General features: G+C 66.6%; 15 protein-coding genes. 11 read left to right on the top strand and 4 right to left on the bottom strand.

All coding sequences use genetic code 11. The features are described from left to right. The first annotated feature begins 73 nt into the window (after nucleotides 1-73). On the top strand, nucleotides 74-1,963 hold the full coding sequence (locus tag K7W42_RS08025; protein WP_224573725.1) for a chorismate-binding protein: 1,890 nt from the start codon (nucleotides 74-76) through the stop codon (nucleotides 1,961-1,963). Then, nucleotides 1,960-2,655 (top strand): aminotransferase class IV, encoded by a 696-nt coding sequence (locus K7W42_RS08020; RefSeq protein WP_224573723.1) that lies wholly within the window; start codon nucleotides 1,960-1,962, stop codon nucleotides 2,653-2,655. Before K7W42_RS08025 ends, K7W42_RS08020 begins: the two co-directional genes overlap by 4 nt. Nucleotides 2,656-3,113: 458 nt before the next feature. On the opposite strand, the gene K7W42_RS08015 is transcribed toward K7W42_RS08020, so the two are convergent. After that, complete coding sequence (locus K7W42_RS08015) at nucleotides 3,114-3,713, bottom strand: general stress protein (RefSeq protein ID WP_224573720.1); 600 nt, start codon at nucleotides 3,711-3,713, stop codon at nucleotides 3,114-3,116. A gap of 126 nt (nucleotides 3,714-3,839) precedes the next feature. Between K7W42_RS08015 and K7W42_RS08010 the strand changes: the two genes are divergently transcribed. From K7W42_RS08010 to K7W42_RS08000, 3 genes are all read left to right on the top strand, one after another. Then, a complete protein-coding gene (locus tag K7W42_RS08010; protein ID WP_224573718.1) occupies nucleotides 3,840-4,814 on the top strand; it encodes a polyprenyl synthetase family protein in 975 nt (324 codons plus the stop codon). Between the two features lie 305 nt (nucleotides 4,815-5,119). Continuing rightward, the gene (locus K7W42_RS08005) at nucleotides 5,120-6,364 is read left to right on the top strand and encodes a Glu/Leu/Phe/Val family dehydrogenase (RefSeq protein ID WP_224573716.1); all 1,245 of its coding nucleotides are present in this window, start codon (nucleotides 5,120-5,122) and stop codon (nucleotides 6,362-6,364) included. A gap of 107 nt (nucleotides 6,365-6,471) precedes the next feature. Then, on the top strand, nucleotides 6,472-7,794 hold the full coding sequence (locus tag K7W42_RS08000) for a Glu/Leu/Phe/Val family dehydrogenase (RefSeq protein WP_157459086.1): 1,323 nt from the start codon (nucleotides 6,472-6,474) through the stop codon (nucleotides 7,792-7,794). Nucleotides 7,795-7,870: 76 nt separating this feature from the next. On the opposite strand, the gene panB is transcribed toward K7W42_RS08000, so the two are convergent. The 3 genes from panB to K7W42_RS07985 all read right to left on the bottom strand — a co-directional run bounded on the left by panB (nucleotide 7,871) and on the right by K7W42_RS07985 (nucleotide 10,803). Further along, a complete protein-coding gene (gene panB / locus K7W42_RS07995) occupies nucleotides 7,871-8,692 on the bottom strand; it encodes a 3-methyl-2-oxobutanoate hydroxymethyltransferase (RefSeq protein ID WP_224573714.1) in 822 nt (273 codons plus the stop codon). A 194-nt stretch (nucleotides 8,693-8,886) separates the two neighbouring features. Then, complete coding sequence (locus K7W42_RS07990; RefSeq protein ID WP_224573712.1) at nucleotides 8,887-10,122, bottom strand: MFS transporter; 1,236 nt, start codon at nucleotides 10,120-10,122, stop codon at nucleotides 8,887-8,889. A 198-nt stretch (nucleotides 10,123-10,320) separates the two neighbouring features. Beyond that, nucleotides 10,321-10,803 (bottom strand): DUF420 domain-containing protein, encoded by a 483-nt coding sequence (locus K7W42_RS07985; protein ID WP_157459088.1) that lies wholly within the window; start codon nucleotides 10,801-10,803, stop codon nucleotides 10,321-10,323. 149 nt (nucleotides 10,804-10,952) lie between these two features. Here K7W42_RS07985 and K7W42_RS07980 point away from each other — a divergent pair, with 149 nt between their 5' ends. The 6 genes from K7W42_RS07980 to ruvB all read left to right on the top strand — a co-directional run bounded on the left by K7W42_RS07980 (nucleotide 10,953) and on the right by ruvB (nucleotide 19,171). Next, nucleotides 10,953-11,924, top strand: a complete 972-nt coding sequence (locus K7W42_RS07980) for a COX15/CtaA family protein (RefSeq protein WP_224573890.1) — start codon at nucleotides 10,953-10,955, stop codon at nucleotides 11,922-11,924. Beyond that, on the top strand, nucleotides 11,921-12,844 hold the full coding sequence (locus K7W42_RS07975; protein ID WP_224573710.1) for a heme o synthase: 924 nt from the start codon (nucleotides 11,921-11,923) through the stop codon (nucleotides 12,842-12,844). The genes K7W42_RS07980 and K7W42_RS07975 overlap by 4 nt, the downstream gene beginning before the upstream one ends. Before the next feature lie 165 nt (nucleotides 12,845-13,009). After that, entirely contained in the window at nucleotides 13,010-14,206 is a 1,197-nt protein-coding gene (gene coxB, locus K7W42_RS07970; protein WP_439648856.1) for a cytochrome c oxidase subunit II, read from the top strand. Continuing rightward, a complete protein-coding gene (locus K7W42_RS07965) occupies nucleotides 14,203-16,659 on the top strand; it encodes a cbb3-type cytochrome c oxidase subunit I (protein ID WP_224573708.1) in 2,457 nt (818 codons plus the stop codon). Before coxB ends, K7W42_RS07965 begins: the two co-directional genes overlap by 4 nt. A 742-nt stretch (nucleotides 16,660-17,401) precedes the next feature. Then, nucleotides 17,402-18,097, top strand: coding sequence for an SCO family protein (locus K7W42_RS07960; protein WP_224573706.1), 696 nt, complete (start codon nucleotides 17,402-17,404; stop codon nucleotides 18,095-18,097). A gap of 75 nt (nucleotides 18,098-18,172) precedes the next feature. After that, a complete protein-coding gene (gene ruvB, locus K7W42_RS07955) occupies nucleotides 18,173-19,171 on the top strand; it encodes a Holliday junction branch migration DNA helicase RuvB (RefSeq protein WP_224573704.1) in 999 nt (332 codons plus the stop codon). Nucleotides 19,172-19,206: the final 35 nt, after the last annotated feature.

The following is a 19,206-nucleotide window of genomic DNA, read 5'->3' as shown; positions in this document are numbered from 1 at the left end:
GGCAGGGCTCCAGCCTGGGGAGGCCGTGACCCAGGCACCTGCTTTCGCCGCAGAGACGAGTAGAATCCGCCCCGTGACGGCGCCTCCAGTGTTGCCCCCCGACCTGTCTCCGGCCAGCGCCCTGCGCCGCCTGCATGCGGCTGGAGCGCCGGGGCTGGTGCTGCTGGAATCGCTGGGGCCGGTGGTGGAGTACGGAAGGTATACATTTCTGAGTGCGTGGCCGAGCCAGGTTCGCCGTGAGCTGCCGGACGTTCCGGCTGGGAACGCCTTCTTTCCCGCCTGGCTGGGCGGCCTGAAATACGAGGCGGCGCGGGGCTTTGGCCTGAACACGCATCCGGCTCAGGGCGAGGCGATGTGGTGGGGCCACTACCCCTCGGGGCTGGTGTGGGACCGCGCCGCCGGCACGCTGGACGTGGTGGGCAGGGCGCACCTGGACTGGGCGGCCCTGCTGTCGGGCGACCCTGGCCCTGAGCCTAGGCTGACCGTGGGCCCTTTCGGCGCCGATGACGTGGACTATCCAGCTGGCGTGCGGGCCGTGCAGGAGCTGATCCGGGCGGGTGAGGTCTATCAGGTCAACCTCTCACGCGGGGTGCGCGCGCAGGCCCACGGCGACCCGCTGGCGGCCTACCTTCGGCTGCGGGAAGTGAACCCCAGCCCCTTTATGGCCTACGCCGATCTGGGGGACGAGGTGGTGGTGTCGTGTAGCCCCGAGCGGCTGGTGCGGTGGGCCGGCGGCCTCGTGTCGGCGCGGCCGATTGCCGGCACCCGCCGCCGGGGCGACACGCCACAGGAAGACGCCGCCTTTGAGACCGAGCTGCGCGCCAGCCCGAAAGAAACCGCCGAACACACCATGCTGGTGGACCTCGTGCGGCACGACCTGGGCCGGGTGGCGGCGCCGGGCAGCGTCACGGTCCCCGACCTGATGCTGGTCGAGCGCTACAGCCACGTCATGCATCTGGTCTCGGAGGTGCAGGCACAGGCCAGAGCCGGCGTGACGCTGCGCGAGGTGCTGGCCGCCACCTTTCCCGGCGGCACGATCACCGGCGCCTCCAAAGAGCGCGTGATGGAGGCGATTGCGGCTCTGGAACCTGGCCCGCGCGGCTGGTACACCGGCGGCCTGGGCCTGGTCAGCGGAGCGGCGGTGGACCTGAATATCCTGATTCGCACGGCGGCGTTTACCCGCACGGACAGCAGCTGGTCGGTCGAGGTGCGCGCGGGCGGCGGCACCGTCATCGACGCCGACCCGGCGCGCGAAGCCCAGGAAACGGTCCACAAGGCCCAGGCCCTCCTGAGCGTGCTGGCGGGCGTGCCAGGCCGCCCAGCGCAGCCGCCGGCCCCGCCGGTGCCAGGCCGTCCCTGGGCGCCGCCCCCGGCCCAGACCTCAACCGGCCTGCGGGTGCTGCTGCTGGACAACCGCGACTCGTTTACCTGGAACCTGGCCCACGACCTGCTGGCGCTGGGAGCGCAGGTAGACGTGCGGTCTCAGGATGAGGCGGCGCGCGACCTCCTGGCCAGCCAGCCGGACGCGGTGTTGGTCGGGCCGGGACCAGGGACGCCCGAGACCAGCGGCTGTACCCTGGCCCTGACGCGCGCCTGTCTGCAGGTCGGCGTGCCGCTGCTGGGCGTGTGCCTGGGGCATCAGGCGCTAGGGCAGGTGCTGGGCGGGCAGATTGCGCGGGCCGCCCCGGTACATGGCCGCCCAGAGTACGCGCGCCACAGCGGCGCCGGCCTGTTTGCGGGTGTGCCGCAAGGCGCGGCCTTTGGGCGCTACCACTCGCTGGTCGTTCGTGACCTGGACCCCGCCCTGGTGACCGCCACCAGCGAGGACGGCGAGGTCATGGCGCTGGCAGTGCCGGGCCAGCCCGCCTGGGGGGTGCAGTTTCACCCCGAAAGTGTTCTGAGCCCCGCCGGACGCACCCTGCTGGGCAACTGGCTGGGGCTCAGCGCGGCGCACCGGCGATGAAGCCCCTGCCCGACGAGCTGAACCAGCCCGCCTGGCTGCACGGGGCGTCGGCCTTCACGACCGTACGGACCCGGCACGGCACAGCGCTCCACTGGCCCGCCCACCTGGACCGGCTGCGTAGCACCTGCGCCTTTCTGGGCCTGCCTGCGCCGGACCACGTTCTGCCCACCTTTGACGCCCTTCCCTGGGGCCTGCTGCGCGTCACGGTGACCGAGGGCGGCACCTTCTGGTCCCACCGTACCCTGACCCCTGGCCCCCGCCCATCCGGCGTGACGGTGCGCCTGACGGACGTGCAGGTTCACCCTCAACTGGCCGCCCACAAGACGGGCAACTATCTGCCCGCCCGTCTGGCGGCCAGGCAGGCGGCCCCCGCCTTTGAAGGCTGGCTGCAGGACGCTGGCGGCCACGTTGTGGACGGCAGCCGGACGGCACCACTGCTGGAACTGGACGGCGAGCTGGTGGTGCCCGCCGGCGGCCTGCCCAGCATCACGCGGGCGGCGGCTCTGGCGGGGCGATCCCACGTCACGCGCCTGGCCCACAGGACCGACCTGCCCCGCATCACCCGCGCCTGGATCTGCGGCAGCGGCGTGGGTGTGGTGCCTGTGCAGAAGATTGAGGGGCCAGAATTAAACTTAGCTCTGCCGACCACCTGGCTGACCACGGCGGACCCTGCGCTGGTATGGCCGGAGTGAAGGGGGTGTAGGTCATAGGATGTGGAGTGTAGGAAAGGCTGGAACATCCATAGGCCGTGCGCGGGACAGGGCCGAAAAAAGCTCGCCCTGAGCGCCGCACCCCGCGGGAGCTTCACAAGTTCTTCACAGCAGAGAGGAAGCCTCAACCATCAGGTCTTTTGAAAAGTAGAATCTCTCGCCCGCACCAGGGCTTCCTGCCCCGTATCGCCCAGGTCCAGGCGAGGCCATTGTGCGCGGAGCGCGCAGGCCCTTGAGGTAAGTCGAAGGATGGCGTCAAGGCCAGACCCATAAACGTAAAGAGCAAGCTCGCCGACGCCAGTAGGAACTCTTGCCGAGCGCAGCGATTGCTCCCCCTACCCCTTTGGGGAAGGGGGCTGGGGGGTGGGGCCAACGCACCACTCAACACCATCAAAAAAAAGCCCCGACCCAATCAGGCCGAAGCTCCTCGCCAACGCTGCTTAGTGGCCGTTGTTGCCCGTACGCTCACTCTGCAGCTGCCCGCCGCCCACCACATCATCCAGCTTGACCGCGCCAAACTTTCTCATCAGGCTCAGCGCCTCATCGGTGCGCGCACCATTGGGGTCACGGGCAATCACCATGACGTGCCCGCCCCGCAGCCCCTGGTAAAACTTCTCGGCCTGTGCAGCGGGAACGCCCATGCGGCGCAGCAGCTTCACGTAGTCGCCGTGGTCACTGCCGGCCAGGGCGCCGAACAGACCACCCAGCCCGGCGCCGCCCAGAACGCCGAACAGCACCCCAAACAGCCCGCCTTCCTGATAGATGCGCGTGACCGGGTAGACAATGAGGATGAGCCAAACGGGGACCGTCAGGGCCAGGCCGCCCAGGATGCCCAGCAGGGCGCCCTTGATCACGCTGGCCGAGCCGCCGGGCGCGCCAGCTTCGGGGCTGACGCCGGTTTGCTGGGCAATATCGTCTTCGGCCACCACGTCGGTCAGGGCAAAGCCCAGGTGATCACGGTCAAAGCCGCGCTGTTGCAGGGCCTGCAAGGCGCCCTGCGCCTGCTGAGGTTCGCGGAAAAGAGCCACGACGCTTTCCATATCCTGTTTTGTAGCACGCGGCCCTCCTGGCCTGCGAGGGACAAAGCGGGGGAATTGCTTTAGATCTGGGGCAGCACCGTGGGGCCGGTACGTTTTACCCGCCGCCGCTTTTCTATACTGAACCCCATGACTGGCGTGGTGGCCCTGGGCGTGCCGGACGCGGCCTTTGAGGCGCGGCTGCGCGAGGTGCTGCGTTCGCGCGTGGAGTTCATAGAGCTGATTGGCGACGACCTGGTGGCCGCTGGTGGCAAGCGGGTGCGGCCCCTGCTGACCTACCTGGCCGCTCAGGCGCTGGGCGCCCATCCTGGCCAGCCCGACTGGGCCGGCGTGCGCGACCTGGCGGTGGGCGCCGAACTGCTGCACTCGGCGTCGCTGCTGCACGACGACCTGATTGACGACGCCGACACCCGCCGGGGACATCAGGCGGCGTTCCGGCGCTTTGGCAATGTGGTCAGCGTCATGAGCGGCGACTTCATGCTCTCGCGGCTGCTGCTGCTGCTCTCCGGCCTGCCGGCCAGCGCTGAACTGACGCGCCTGTTCGGCACGGCCGCCAGCGTCATTTGCGAGGGCGAGGTCCTGCAGTTTCAAGTCGCGGCCTACCAGGACTACGCCTGGGAGCACTACCTGCAAGTCATTCATGGCAAGACCGCCGCCCTAACCGAGCTGGCCACCGCCGCCCCCGCCGCGCTGCTGGGGGCCAGCGCCGCCCACCGCGAGGCCCTGGCCACTTACGGGCGCGAATTTGGGATGGCCTTTCAGATGCAAGACGACCTGCTGGACCTGACCGGCGACGAGGGCCGCACCGGCAAGCCCGTCGGCGGCGACCTGCGCGAGGGCAAAGCCACCGCGCCGACCCTCTACCTGCTAGACGGCCCCCACGCCGCCGAAGTGCGCGAAGTGCTGGAGCGCCGCGCCGCCCAGCAGGGTGACGTGGCGCGCGTGCATCTGCTGGCCGAACAGAGCGGCGCCCTCCAGGCCACCCGCGCCGAGATTGCGCGCCGCAGCCGCCTGGCCGCCGACGCCCTCTCTGCCCTCCCCCCCTCTGACGCCAGAGCCGCCCTGCTGGACTTGGCCACACGAGAGAGAGAAAGAAGCCACTGACCAGATCGTCCCGCATGGCAGAACATGGCTGTCCTCTGCTCTGAGCTGGGGCGCTTTACACATGCAAGGTTGAACCGAGCGATCACAGCAGCTGCACGGCTGGAATCGCTTCATACCTGAACTGTGTACAGCGCGCCTGGGCGGCCTTGACCCCTGTGCCCGCGCCCGCTACAACGGGGGCGGCCCGGACGGCCAGACGGAACACCCCCAACCTGTCTATGCGTCTTTTCAGAGGCGTGTATGCTTCAAAAGCAGCCAAGCTTTCACCCACCCAAAGTTCCCACCGAAGGGAAGGAGACTGTTACATGCGGGCATCAGGACTCAACTGGCAGGGCCTTATGGAGCAACTCCAGCAGGCGCTGCCCCACTGCGAGGTCACCGACCAGTCCCTCGCGTATTTCAAGTATCCCAAGCGGACGGTCAGCGTCAATCTGCCGGTGCGGATGGACGACGGCCGCATTCGCGTCTTCAAGGGCTACCGCACCGTTCACAGCACCTCGCGTGGCCCCAGCATGGGCGGCGTGCGCCTGCGTGAGGGCGTCAGCGCCCACGAATGCGAGGTCCTGGCGGCGATCACCACCCTGAAGACCGCCGTGGCCGACCTGCCGCTGGGCGGGGCCAAGGGCGGCGTGGACGTGGACCCTGGGTCTCTCAGCCCACACGAACTGGAAGGCCTGACCCGGCGCTACACCAGCGAACTGGTGGAACTCATCGGCCACAACGAGGACATCCTGGCCCCCGACGTGGGCAGCGACGCCCAGATGATGGCCTGGATGCTCGACACCTACGCCGAGAACACCGGCACCACCAGCAACGGCGTGGTGGTGGGCAAGCCCATTCCGCTGGGCGGCAGCTACGGCAGCAAAGACGCCCGTGGCCGCAGCGCCGCCCTGGTGACCGCGCGCGTGCTGGACACCGCCGGCGAGAGCCTAAGCCGCGCCCGCGTGGCCGTGTACGGCTTTGGCGACGTGGGCCGCAATGCCGCGCAGACCCTGGCCGCGCAGGGCGCGCTGGTCATTGCGGTCAGCGACCAGAACGGCGCCACCTTTGCCAGCGCGGGGCTGGATCTGGGCGCCCTGGCCGAGTGGCGAGAGAACAAGGGCACCGTGGCGGGCTTTGCCACCGACATCACCCCGGATGAGGTGACCGAACTGGACGTGGACGTGCTGATGCTGGCCTACGACTACGGCACCATTCATGCTGGCAACGCCCACGCCATTCGCGCCCGGTACGTCGCAGAAGCCACCAACCGCGCCGTGCTGCCCGAAGCCGAGCGGTTCCTGATCGAGAACGGCGTCAAGGTCATTCCCGACCTGATTGCCAGCATCGGCGGCGTGATTGTCAATTACCTGGAGTGGGTGCAGGACGCCAGCAACTTCTTCTGGTTAGAAGACGAGATTCTGGCGGCCATTGACCTGCGCGTGAACGCCGCCTTAGACGCCGTGCTCGCCACCCAGCGCGCCAGTCAGACCGACCTGCGCACCGCCGCCTACGCGCTGGCCTTGAACCGCCTGCACAGCGCGACGGTCATGCGTGGGGTGTATCCATAACGCCGGTGGCTGAAGGCCAATGGCAGATGGCGAACAGCTAGAGCCAGAGCATCAGCCCTCGCTTGTCCACTCCCCACTTCCTATTCCCCTCCGAAGGAGGCTTCCCCATGACCGCCACCCAGGACCCCACCAACAACGCTGGCCCCAAGACCGGCGCCCACACCATTCCCAGCTACCTTGACCCCAACAACATCGGCCCCTACGAGATTTACCTGGAACAGGTCGAGCGCGTCACACCTTACCTGGGCAAGCTCGCCTACTGGGCCGAGACCCTCAAGCGGCCCAAGCGCATTCTGGTGGTGGACGTGCCGATTCACCTGGACGACGGCACGGTCGCGCACTTTGAGGGTTACCGCGTGCAGCACAACACCTCGCGCGGCCCGGCCAAGGGCGGCATCCGCTACCACCAGGACGTGACCCTCTCTGAAGTGATGGCTCTGTCGGCCTGGATGACGGTCAAGAACGCCGCCGTCAACCTGCCCTACGGCGGCGGCAAGGGCGGTATCCGCATTGACCCGCGCAAGTACAGCACCGGCGAGCTGGAACGCCTGACCCGGCGCTACACCACCGAAATCGGCCTGATTATCGGGCCGGAAAAGGACATTCCCGCCCCCGACGTGAACACCAACCCGCAGACGATGGCGTGGATGATGGACACCTATTCCATGAACGTGGGCCGCACCGCCACGGGCGTGGTGACGGGCAAGCCCGTGGCCCTGGGCGGCAGCCTGGGCCGCAGCGACGCCACCGGGCGCGGCGTGTTCGTGACCGGCGCCGAGGCCATGAAGAAGCTCGGCATGCCCATGCAGGGCGCCCGAATTGCCGTGCAGGGCTTCGGCAACGTGGGCGAGGCCGCCGCGCGCATCTTCCATGAACACGGCGCCAAGATTGTGGCCATTCAGGACGTGACCGGCACCATCGCCAGTGAAGCCGGAATTGACCCAGCCGCCGCCCTGGACCACCTGCGCCGCACCGGCAAGATCACCGAGCTGCCCGGCACCGAGGAACTGAAGCGCGACGAGTTCTGGGACGTGGCCTGCGACGTGCTGATTCCCGCCGCGCTGGAAAAGCAGATCACGCTGGAGAACGCCGGGCGCATTCAGGCCAAGTTGATCGTGGAAGGCGCCAACGGCCCGACCGTCCCCGCCGCCGACGACCTGCTGGCCGAGCGCGGCGTGACGGTGGTGCCTGACGTGTTGGCCAACGCGGGCGGCGTGACGGTGTCCTACTTCGAGTGGGTGCAGGACTTTTCCTCGTTCTTCTGGACCGAGGAAGAAATCAACAAGCGCCTGGACCGCATCATGAGTGAAGCCTTCCTGAGCCTGTGGGACGTGAAGGAGAAGCACGGCGTGACCCTGCGCACCGCCGTGTATATCGTGGCCTGCACCCGCGTGCTGGAAGCGCGCGCACTGCGGGGACTGTACCCTTAAAGCTGTAGATGGTTTAAAGGTGATGGTTGATGGAAAAGGGCGTTCTCCATCAACCATCACCCTTCTTTCATCACCTTCAGTACAGCTTGCCCAGCACGTCATCCTTCATCACAAAGGCGTTGTCCTTGGTGGGGAACTCGCGGGCGCGCACTTCTGCCGCGTAGGCCTCAATGGCCTCGCGGGCAGCGCGGCCCAGTTCCGCGTAGCGCTTGGCGATTTTCTTCTCCTCGCCCTCGTAGACACCCAGCAGGTCGTGGGTCACGAGCACCTGACCCCCGCAGTGGACCCCGGCGCCAATGCCGATGGTGGGAATCCTCAGGCGCTCACTGACCAGTTTGGCCAGGCGGGCAGGAATGACCTCCAGCACGATGGCAAAGGCTCCGGCAGCTTCCAGGGCGGCGGCGCCGTCCAGGGTCAGGCGGGCCGAGGCGTCGTCCTTGCCCTGCACGCGCAGACCACCCTGAGCGGTGGCGGTCTGGGGCAGCAGCCCCACATGACCCATTACAGGAATCCCGTTGCGGGTCAGCGTCTGCACCACCTCCAGAATCTCGGGGGTGGCGCCCTCCATCTTGACCGCGTCGGCGCCCGTTTCCTGAATCACGCGCACGGCGTGGCGCATGGCGTCCTGCACGCCGGTGTGGTACGTGCCAAATGGCAGGTCCACGACCATGAAGGTGTCGGGCGCTCCCCGCCGCACCGCGCGGGCGTGGTGAATCATGTCGCTCAGTGTCACGGGCGCCGTCGAGTCGTAGCCCAGCACCACGTTGCCCAGCGAGTCACCGACCAGAATCAGGTCCACGCCCGCCGCCTCGGCGTGGCGCCCGCCGGGATAGTCGTAGGCCGTCACCATGACCAGCGGGACCTCAGCCTGCTGCAACTCGGGGATGGAGCGCTTCATGGTGGGCAGCGTAACAGAAGGGGGTGGGAGCAACTGACAGCCGCCTTCCGTTGCCGTGAGGGGACTACACCCCTCAAGTTCAACTCCTGTCCATGACCGTCAGTTGCGCAGCTGCGTGGCCTGGACAGCTTGCGATGGAAAGCCTGCCCCTTTTAAGCCAAGCCGTCAGGCCGCTGACCGGCCCAGCGCTCAATTCAGTCCTCAATGTCGTCCAGATTCATGGCCCGCAGTTCGGGGGCCAGCAGGGTGGTGGCCGCCACCACGACCAGGGTGACCACCCCGCCCAGCCACACGCTACGGGCGGTGCCCAGCAGCCGCGCCGCCACGCCACTTTCAAAAGCCCCCAGCTCATTGCTGGCGCCAATAAACATGCCGCTGACTGCATTGACGCGCCCGCGCATGTGGTCTGGGGTCTTGAGCTGCAGCGTCGCGCTGCGAATGACCATGCTGATGCCGTCAAAGACGCCGGCAGCAATCAGCGCCGCCACGCTGAGGGCCAGGTTCTGCGAGAGCCCAAAGACGATGATGCTCAGGCCAAAGCCCGCCACTGAAACGAGCAGCGTGCGCCCCGCACCCTGGCCAGGCGGGCGCCGCGTGGCCAGCAGCGTCACCGCCAGCGACCCCACGCTGGGGGCCGCCACCAACAGACCCAGCCCAGTCGGCCCAGTCCTCAGGATGTCGCTGGCGAAAATAGGCAGCAGCGCCACTGCACCGCCGAACAGCACGCTGAACAGGTCCAGGGCCATGCTGCCCACCAGCACCTGCCGCTGCACCACAAAGGCCAGGCCCGCTTTCACGCTCTGCATAAACGGCTCGCCGGGGGTGAAGGCCGGGCGCCCCTTACTTTTGACGAAGGCCACGCAGCCCAGCGACACCACGAACAGCACGCAGGCCACCAGATACGCCCCCTGCGCCCCCACCGAGGCGTACAGCACGCCGCCCAGCGCTGGCCCGATGATGGCAGCGGCTTGCCAGGCACTGGAGCGCCACGCCGACGCCCGCAGCAGCAGTTCGCGCGGCACCACCTGCGCCTGAAAGGCGGGCAGCGCCGGATCCGAAAAACCGCGCGCCACCCCCAGCATAAAAATCAGGGCCAGCAGCGGCCAGATGCCGCCCACCCCGGCGTGCGGCGCGTACAGCGCGAATAGGGCCGCGCAGGTCACCTCCACCCCGATGGTCAGCAGCAGGATGCGCCGCCGGTCACTGCGGTCAGCCACCACCCCGCCCAGCAGGGCCAGGCTGAGGGCCGGAATAGCCTCCACCAGCCCCAGCAGCCCCAGGGTCAGCGGGTCTTTGGTCAGTTGATACAGCTGATAGGCCACCGTCAGGGCCACCGCGCGCCCGGCCAGCGTGCTGGTCACGGCGGCCACCAGCATGGCGCGGAACTCGGGGTACTGCAGGACGTTGGCCGACGCGGGGGCAGACTTCACGCGGCCGAGTCTAGGCCGGACAGACGCCGGCCTCTGTCACCCCGCTCCCGTCTGGCCAGCCGCCGTGGTCAGACCTGGCCTGCCTCCGTTAAGGCGCCTCCGGTCACCCTCTCTTCTTCCCGGTTTGGTGGCAGATGCGCTGGAACAGAATTCAAAAAAAGCTCCGCACCACGCACGGAGCCCAGCTTGTCTTTGGCTTCAGCCGCCCTTGATAACCTCGCCCCAGCGGCCCAGCACCAGATAGATGATCCAGCCCGTAACGGCCACATACAGCCACACCGGCACTGTCCAGCGCACCCAGGCGCGGTGCTTGTTGAACTGGCCGCGCGCCGCCGGGGTGTCGATGTTGTTCAGGTTGCCAGCGGCCTTCAGGCCTTTAACCGCGTGCCACAGGGCGCCCACGGCCAGCGGCAGGTTGGCCGCCGCCAGAATGATGTGGCTGATCAGCAGAACAAAGTAGGCCGTGCGCCACTCCTCAGGGCCAACATACTTCTTCTCATAGCCCAGGCCCAGGCGGGTCAGGTACAGCACCAGAAAGATCGTTGCCAGGCTGCTCGCCACAATCATGGCGCGCATGTGGGCTTCGCGCAGACCGCGCCGGATTAGGTACACGCCCACGCACAGGGCCAGGCCGCTCAGGATGATCGTGATGACCGCCCACTGGTTGATGGTTTCCGCCATAGTCGCTCCGCAGTGTAGGGGCGCGGGCACAGGGCAGGTGTCCGCCACCCGCCCCAGGGGACAATCTGCTCCCAGTCCCCCCCGGTACAATGCCGGGCGTTGACCGCCGCGCCCTTGAAGGGGCCGCGCAGGCGGCGAGGACGGTGACGATGAGTGGAACCCTGAGTATGCCCCGCGCGGCGGGGGCGTGGCTCCCCCGCCTGGCGTGGGCGGCGCTGGCCTACAACGTGCTGGTGATTCTGTGGGGCGCCGTGGTGCGGATCACGGGGGCGGGCGCCGGCTGCGGCGACCACTGGCCGCTGTGTAACGGCGTGGTCCTGCCGCAAAGCCCCGAACTGCACACCGTCATTGAATTCAGTCACCGCCTGACCAGCGGCCTGAGCGGCCTGCTGGCCATCGGGCTGGTGGCGCTGGCCTTTCAGACGACCCCCAAAGGGCACCCCGCCCGCTTTGGCGCACTGCTCAGCCTGGGGCTGATCATTCTCGAAGGCTTGGTGGGCGGGGTGCAGGTGCTGCTGGGGCTGACTGCCGACTCCACGGACCCGGCGCGCGGCTTTGTGCAGGGCGTTCATCTGGCCAACACGTTCCTGCTGCTGGGCGCGCTGCTGCTCACAGCCCTGTGGGCCTCGGGTGCATCGCGCCTGCGGCTGCGCGCCCAGGGTCTGGTGGGCGCCTGGAGTGGCGTGGGGCTGCTGCTCCTGCTGCTGCTCGGCATGGCCGGCGCCGTGACGGCGCTGGGGGACCTGCTGTTTCTGCCTGCCGACGGCAGCACGCCCCTGGCCACCGTCAAACGCGACTTTGGCCCAGCGGCGGGCCTGATCGAGAACCTGCGGGTCGTTCACCCCATGCTGGCGGTGATGACCAGCGCCTTTCTGGTGTGGCTGGGCACGTTTTTGCGCCGTGAACGGCCGGGCACCGAGGTCCACCGCTGGAGTGGGGCGCTGTGGGCCCTGATCGGCGCGCAGATGGTCGCCGGCTTTGCCAACGTGGCGCTCAAGGCGCCCGGCTGGATGCAGCTGACCCACCTGCTGCTGGCCTGCGCGCTGTGGCTGGTCACTGCGCTGCTGGTCTTTCACGCCCTGACGGGCCTGCGGGTGCGCCCCGCAGCGGGGCGGGCATGACCACCTCTGAACCCCTGAGCGCCCCCCCCGCCCGCGCCACCTGGCGCGACTACCTCTCGCTGACCAAGCCCAAGGTCATCAGCCTGCTGCTGTGGACCACCGTGACCGCCATGGTGATGGCCGCTCAGGGCTGGCCAGGGCTGTGGCTGCTGCTCGTGGTCAGTGTGGCCGGCTACATGTCGGCGGGTTCGGCGGGCGTTTTTAACATGATTATTGACCGCGACATCGACATCAAGATGGCGCGCACCGCCCAGCGGCCCACCACCAGCGGCCTGATCAGCACGCGCGACGCGGCCATCTTCGGCGCCTCGCTTCAGATTCTCTCGTTCGTGATGCTGTGGGTCTGGGCCACGCCGCTGGCCGCCTGGATGAGCCTGGCGGGCTTTCTCACCTACGTGGTGGTCTACACGCAGTTGCTCAAGCGCAACACCTGGCACAACATCGTGCTGGGGGGCGCCGCCGGGTGCTTCCCGCCGCTGGTGGGCTGGGCGGCGGTCACGGGCGACCTCAACCTGTTTGCCTGGTTTCTGTTCGCCATCATCTTTTTCTGGACCCCGGTGCACTTCTGGGCGCTGGCCCTGATGATCAAAGATGAGTACCGCGAGGTCGGCATTCCCATGCTACCAGTCGTTCACGGCGACAAATTGACGGTGGCCCAGATTGGCCTGTACGCCATCTACACGGTCGTGCTGTCCGTCATGCCGGTGTTTTTTCAGGAGGTCGGCGGGCTGTACTTCGTCTCGGCGCTGGGTCTGGGCGGCTGGCTGCTGGTGCTGTCCTGGCGCCTGTACCGCCACGTGATGGCCGGCCACAAGGTCGAGCGCAAGGTGGCGGTGCCGCTGTACCTGTATTCCATGCTGTACCTGGCGCTGCTGTTCGTGGCCGGCGCCGTGGACCGCGTGCTGCTGGCCGGTCTGTAACGACGGATCAGGACACATGCCCGGCCCCTCATCTGGTCTCATGCAGCCCTGGGCTGACCGCTCGGTAGAATGGCGCGGCACAGCGCAGGCCCGCCCATCAGGCCGGCCGCACACGCATGGCCACGCGGAACGTCTTAGACTGCGGGGCAGAGGAAAGGAGTGACGTTGAATACCACACACCGCCACAGTGGCACACGGCGAACCAGGTGGGCACTGCCCTCCCTGGCCCTCTTTGGCGCGGCCCTGCTCACCGGCTGTCAGCAGGCGCAGCAGAGCCTTTCGATTGGGGACATGGCGTCGGCCTTCAACCGGGAAATCTGGGTGATGAGCATCTGGGCCATCGCGCTCTCGGTCATCATCTTTATTGGCGTGTCGTTCGCGCTGTTCTACACGGTGCAGAAGTTCCGCGAAGACAAGCACGACGCGCCGCCCGCGCAGTTTCACGGCAACAACAAGCTCGAAGTCTGGCTGGTGGCTGTGCCGGTGGTCATCGTGATTTTCCTGAGCGTGCTGACTGTGCGCTCGATGGCCATCCTGAACCCCACCCCCGACCAAGCCACCAAGATTGACGTCCTGGCCAAGCAGTTCTGGTGGAACTTCACGTACCCCGAAACCACCGCCGACGCCGGCGGCAAGGTGGCCAACGGCAACGAGCTGCTGATGCCCACCAAGCAGCCTGTGGCCCTGACCGTCACCAGTGGCGACGTGATTCACGGCTTCTGGGCGCCCAACATCGGCGGTCAGCGCGCCGCCATGCCCGCCGTGCAGAAGACCTGGCAGGTGGACACCGACCGCGCAGGCGTTTACCAGGGCAACTGCTCGCAGCTGTGCGGCGCTTCTCACGCCAACATGCGGTACAAGGTCGTCGCGCTGGAGCAGGAACGGTACAACACTGTCCTGGCCGCCATGAAGGCCTACCGCGCCCCCGAACCCGCCGCCGGCAGCGCCGAGGCGCGCGGCCTGCAACTGTTCTTGCAGGGCAAGCCCGAAACGGGCGCCGCTTCCTGCGCGGGCTGCCACCGCGTGCAGGGCACCTCGGCTGCTGGTCAGGTGGGCCCAGACCTGAGTTTCTTCGGCACGCGCCGCACCCTGGGCGCCGGCATGTGGGAAGGCGAGAAAGCCCAGGAGATGCTCATCCCCTGGCTCAAGCACGCTCCGCGCGTCAAGCCCGGCGCGCTGATGCCCACCTATGACGGCAGCAAGTACATGTCGAAGGGCAAGCTGCTCAAGGGCGGCACCCTCACCGACGCTGAAATCAGCGATATCGCCGCGTACCTGCGCAGCCTGAAACTGCCTGAGGAAGCGGATTACTGGCGTGACGTGCCCGTGATTGGCGCGGCCAGCACCGGAGGCACCCAGTGACCGTTCAGCACGCGCCCCTGAAGGACCATGTCGCCCGCCCTGGGCTGTGGCACGTCCTGAAGGACTACATGATGACCACCGATCATAAAAAGATCGGCACCCTGTACATCGCCACCAGCATCCTGGGCTTTGCCATCGCCGGGATTCTGGCGGTCCTGATCCGCCTGCAACTGGCGGTGCCGGACAACACCTTCCTGGTGGGCAACGCCTACAACCAGGTGCTGACCCTGCACGCCGCCCTGATGATCTTTTTCTTCCTGATTCCGATTGGCCTCTTTGGCTTCGGGAACTGGTTCCTGCCACTGCAACTGGGCGTGCGCGACGTGGCGCTGCCACGTGTGAACACCTTCGCGGTGTGGCTGTTTATCTTCAGCCTCATTCTGGTGGTGCTGGGCCTGGCCAACGGCGGCGCCCCTGGCGTGGGCTGGACCTTCTATTACCCGCTCTCGGTGGACGCCAACCAGACCGGCGTGGCTGTCCTGATGGTCGCGCTGACCCTGAACGGGATTGCCTCTTTGCTCGGCTCGGCCAACTTTGCCGCCACCATTGTCAACATGCGTGCGCCGGGCATGAGCCTGTGGAAGATGCCCATTTTCGCCTGGAGCATCTTTGCCACCTCTATCCTGCAGCTGATTTCGCTGGGCGGCCTGACGGCAGCGGCGCTGGTCACCTTTCTGGAACTGAAACTGGGCCTGAGCCTGTTTAACCCCGGCATTGGCGGCGTGCCGGTCATGTTCCAGCAGTTCTTCTGGTTCTACTCTCACCCCGCCGTGTACGTGATGCTGCTGCCGTACCTGGGCATTGGCGCCGAAATCGCCAGCACCATGGCCCGCAAGCCGCTGTTCGGCTACCGAGTGATGGTGTACTCGATTCTGGGCATCGTGCTGGTCAGCCTGCTGGTGTGGGTACACCACATGTTCGCCGTGGGCCTGCCCGAAGCCTGGCAGATTGCCTTCATGATCGCCACCATGATCGTGGCGGTGCCGACCGGCGTGAAGATCTTCAACCTGATCGGGACGCTGTGGGGCGGACGCATCATCATGAAGTCCCCGACCTACTGGCTGGTGGGCTTCATCTTCAACTTCCTGATCGGCGGGATCACCGGCGTCTCTCTGGGCATGATTCCCTTTGACTACCAGGTCACCATGTCGTACTACGTCGTGGCGCACTTCCACAACGTGATGATGTTCGGCACGGCGTTCCTGGCGATGGGCGGCCTGTACTACTGGTGGCCCAAGATGACCGGCCGCTTCATGAACGAGAAACTGGGCCTGGCCCACTTCTGGCTCTTTATGGTCGGCTCGTGGATGACCTTCCTGCCGCAGTACATCCTGGGTCTGCTGGGCATGCCCCGGCGCTACTACACCTACCCCGAAGGCAACTTTGCCTGGAGCGAACTGAACCTGATTTCCACCCTGGGCGCCCTGACGCTGCTGGCGGGCGGTATTGTCTGGGTCTGGAACATGATCCAGAGCTTCCGTGGCCCGGTGACGGCCTCGAAGAACCCCTGGGGTGGCTTTACCCTGGAGTGGACGGCGGACAGCCCGCCCCAGCCCTACAACTTCGCCCACGACTTCCCCAAGTCCTTTCCCACCGAGCGCCCCCTGTACGACTGGGAGCAGAGCGGCGAAACCCTGATTCCGGTAGACCCCAAGACCATCCACCTGCCTCAGGACTCTATCTGGCCCTTCATGACGGCTGTGGGCATGATGCTGATGGGCTACGGCCTGAGCTTCGGCTGGTTTACCAACTACACGCCCGGCGACGGTCTGCGACCCTTTGCCGATGCAAGTTTCGGGTTCCAGCTTGCCACGGTGCTGCTGTACATCAGCATTCCTGTCTTCCTGTACAGCCTGTTCAAATGGGCGGGCACCCGTGAATATGCTGTGCCCGTCGCGCACCATCACCTGACCAAGTACGACAACGGCTTCATGGGCATGGCGTGGTTCATCATCTCGGAAGTGGGCCTATTCGGCGTGCTGATTGCCGGCTACGTCTACCTGCGCGTGATCGGCGCCGCCGAGCCGCCTGCCCTGCGCCCTAGCATCTGGCTGGCCGCGCTGAACACCCTGATTCTGGTGGCCAGCTCGTTCGTGATTCACCGCGCCGAGCAGGATAACCACCACGGCAAGCTGACCCGCTTCCGCCTGGGCCTCTTTATTACCCTGATCCTGGGCGCTGTCTTCATGATCTTCCAGGTATATGAGTTCACGCTGTTCGGGGTGGAAAGCGACTGGCGCCAGAACCTATGGCAGGCCTGCTTCTTCACCATCGTCGGCCTGCACGGTCTACACATCCTGATTGGCGGCACCGGTGTGGCGCTGCCCTTCTACCAGACCATGACCGGCAAGATGGACAAGTACAACCACGGCTCGATTACGCCGGCCAGCTTGTACTGGCACCTGGTGGACGTGGTGTGGCTGCTGATTCTGGCAATTTTCTACGCCTGGTAAAGGCAGTGGGAAGAAAGAGGCGCTCCCTGGTGGGCGTCTCTTTTTTGGCTTGGTGAGAGGAGTCTTGAACTGATTGGCCCCACCCCCCAGCCCCCTCCCCCGGAGGGAAACGACTTCGCCGCGCAGGGCGGCCTGCGCGTTGCCGCTGGTTTGACTGACGCGCCTGAAACCTGGTGACAGGGGGAGCAGCGCTGCGCTGGGCAAGAGTTTCTACTGATGTTGACGACGTTGCTCAACTCGTTCACGGGTCCGGCTTCGACGCCATGCTTCGCCCCACCGGAAGGGCCTGCGCGCTGCGCGGACAAATGGCCTCGTCTGCCTCGTCTGAACCTGGGTGCTGAGGGGGCAGGAAGGCTTAGTGCGGCTCAGAAGTTCTACTTTTGAACAGCAAAGAGAAAAGAAGAGGAGCGCCCTTTTTCTTACGTTTTTGCCTTTGAAAAGTAGAACCTCGTGTTTTAAGCGTCCCCACTCTGCGGCTGTACGGGGCCAGCAACGGAAGCCGTCGTGCGCGCAGCGCGCGGGCGTGGGGCGATGGGCGGTAGGAGCGCCACGGCGTCTACTGCGCAGAAAGACAGCACTTGTCCGCCGCGTCAGTCAACCCCTGCCCAGTGCTAACGTCTGCTCCCCCTGCCCCGCCGGGGTAGGGGGCTGGGGGGTGGGGCCACACCGTAAACGAACCCGCCCAACGCCCCGACCCATTCAAGGGACACCCCACCCCGGCCCCCTCCCCTACCCTGCACCCATGAAGCTGCTCACCCCCAAAAGCATGACCGCCGCGCTGCTGCTGGTGGCCGCTGTGCTGGCGGCCTTGCTGCTGTGGCGGCAAGCCGGAGCTGCTCCGCTGGGCGGAGACGCCATGCCCACCCCCCGGCCCCTGCCTGCGCTGGCCCTGCTGAATGAACGGGGTCAGGCCACCACCCTGGCCGCCAGCGACGGCCGGCTGCGGCTGGTCTTTTACGGCTTCGTGCGGTGCCCGGACGTCTGCCCGGTCACCCTGGCCAGCCTCAAAAATACCTACGCGGCCCTCACGCCCGAGCGGCGGGCCAGGGTGCAGGTGCAGTTCATCACCGTGGACCCCGAAAACGACCGGCCTGCCGTGGTGCGCGATTACCTGGCGCGCTTTGACCCAGCGTTTACGGGTCTGACCGGCCAAGCCGCCGCCATTGACGAGGCCGCGCGCGAGATGTTTGTGACCAACGTTAAACCCCTGCCAGCGGCCCAGGACCACAGCGCTCACATACAAGAGGAGCAAGGGAGCGGGGCCACCAACGCCCAGGCCGCCGGGGCCAGCGCCGCAGCGGCCGCCCGCTTACACGGCGACCAGCTGAGTGTGGTGGACAGCCAGGGCCGCTTTGTGCGGGTCTACGGCAACACAGCCGTTGTGGATGGCACCCTGGACCGCGACCTTCCAGGGCTGATTCGCCAGTATGCCAACTGAGCCCGGGCGCCCCAGGTGCTTCCAACTGTGCCTAGGATATTCCGCTCTGGGCAGAATCGCGCTACACTGTTTGGTATGACTGAACCGCTCGACGCCGCCCTGCGGCCCAAGACCCTGACGGAATACGTCGGGCAGGAGCGCCTGAAGGAGAAGTTGACGGTCTACCTTCAGGCCGCCAAGGGCCGGCGCGAGGCGCTGGATCACACCCTGCTGTTTGGCCCGCCCGGTCTGGGCAAAACCACCCTGGCTCACATCATCGCCCACGAACTGGGCGTGAACATTCGCGTGACCTCTGGCCCAGCCATCGAGAAGCCGGGCGATCTGGCGGCCATCCTCACCAACAGTCTGGAAGAGGGCGACGTGCTGTTCATTGATGAGATTCACCGCCTGGGCCGTGTGGCCGAAGAACACCTGTACCCCGCGATGGAAGACTTCAAGCTGGACATCGTGCTGGGGCAGGGACCAGCGGCCCGCACCATTGAGCTGCCCCTGCCGCGCTTTACGCTGGTCGGGGCCACCACCCGCCCTGGCCTAATTACCGCGCCCATGCGCAGCCGCTTTGGCATCATTGAGCACCTGGAGTACTACACCCCGGAAGAGATTGGGGTCAACCTGCTGCGCGACGCTCGCCTGCTGGGCTTCGGGCTGGTTGAGGAAGCCGCCATTGAAATTGGCGCCCGGTCGCGCGGCACTATGCGTATTGCCAAGCGGCTGCTGCGCCGCGTGCGCGACTACGCTGAGGTGGCGGGTGAGAGCACCATTGAACTGCCCCGCGCCCATGACGCCCTGGACAAGCTGGGGCTGGACAGCGCCGGTCTGGATGACCGCGACAAGAAGTACCTCGAAACCCTGATTCACCGCTTTGCCGGTGGCCCCGTGGGCGTGGATACGCTGGCGACCGCCATCAGTGAGGACTCGCTGACGCTGGAAGATGTCTACGAGCCCTACCTGATTCAGCTGGGCTTTATCAAGCGCACGCCGCGTGGGCGCGTGGCGACGGCCCACGCCTACGACCACCTGGGGCTGCCGGTCTCGGGTCATCTGAGCGACGGCCCCGGCTTCTATACGAACTAAGGCATGTCCGTCCCGCCCGCCGGCCTTTCTAGACC

This window comes from Deinococcus betulae (assembly GCF_020166395.1).
Taxonomy (GTDB): domain Bacteria; phylum Deinococcota; class Deinococci; order Deinococcales; family Deinococcaceae; genus Deinococcus; species Deinococcus betulae.
The sequence above is the reverse complement of the archived record's forward strand: the minus strand, read 5'-3'. Positions and strand labels throughout refer to the sequence as shown.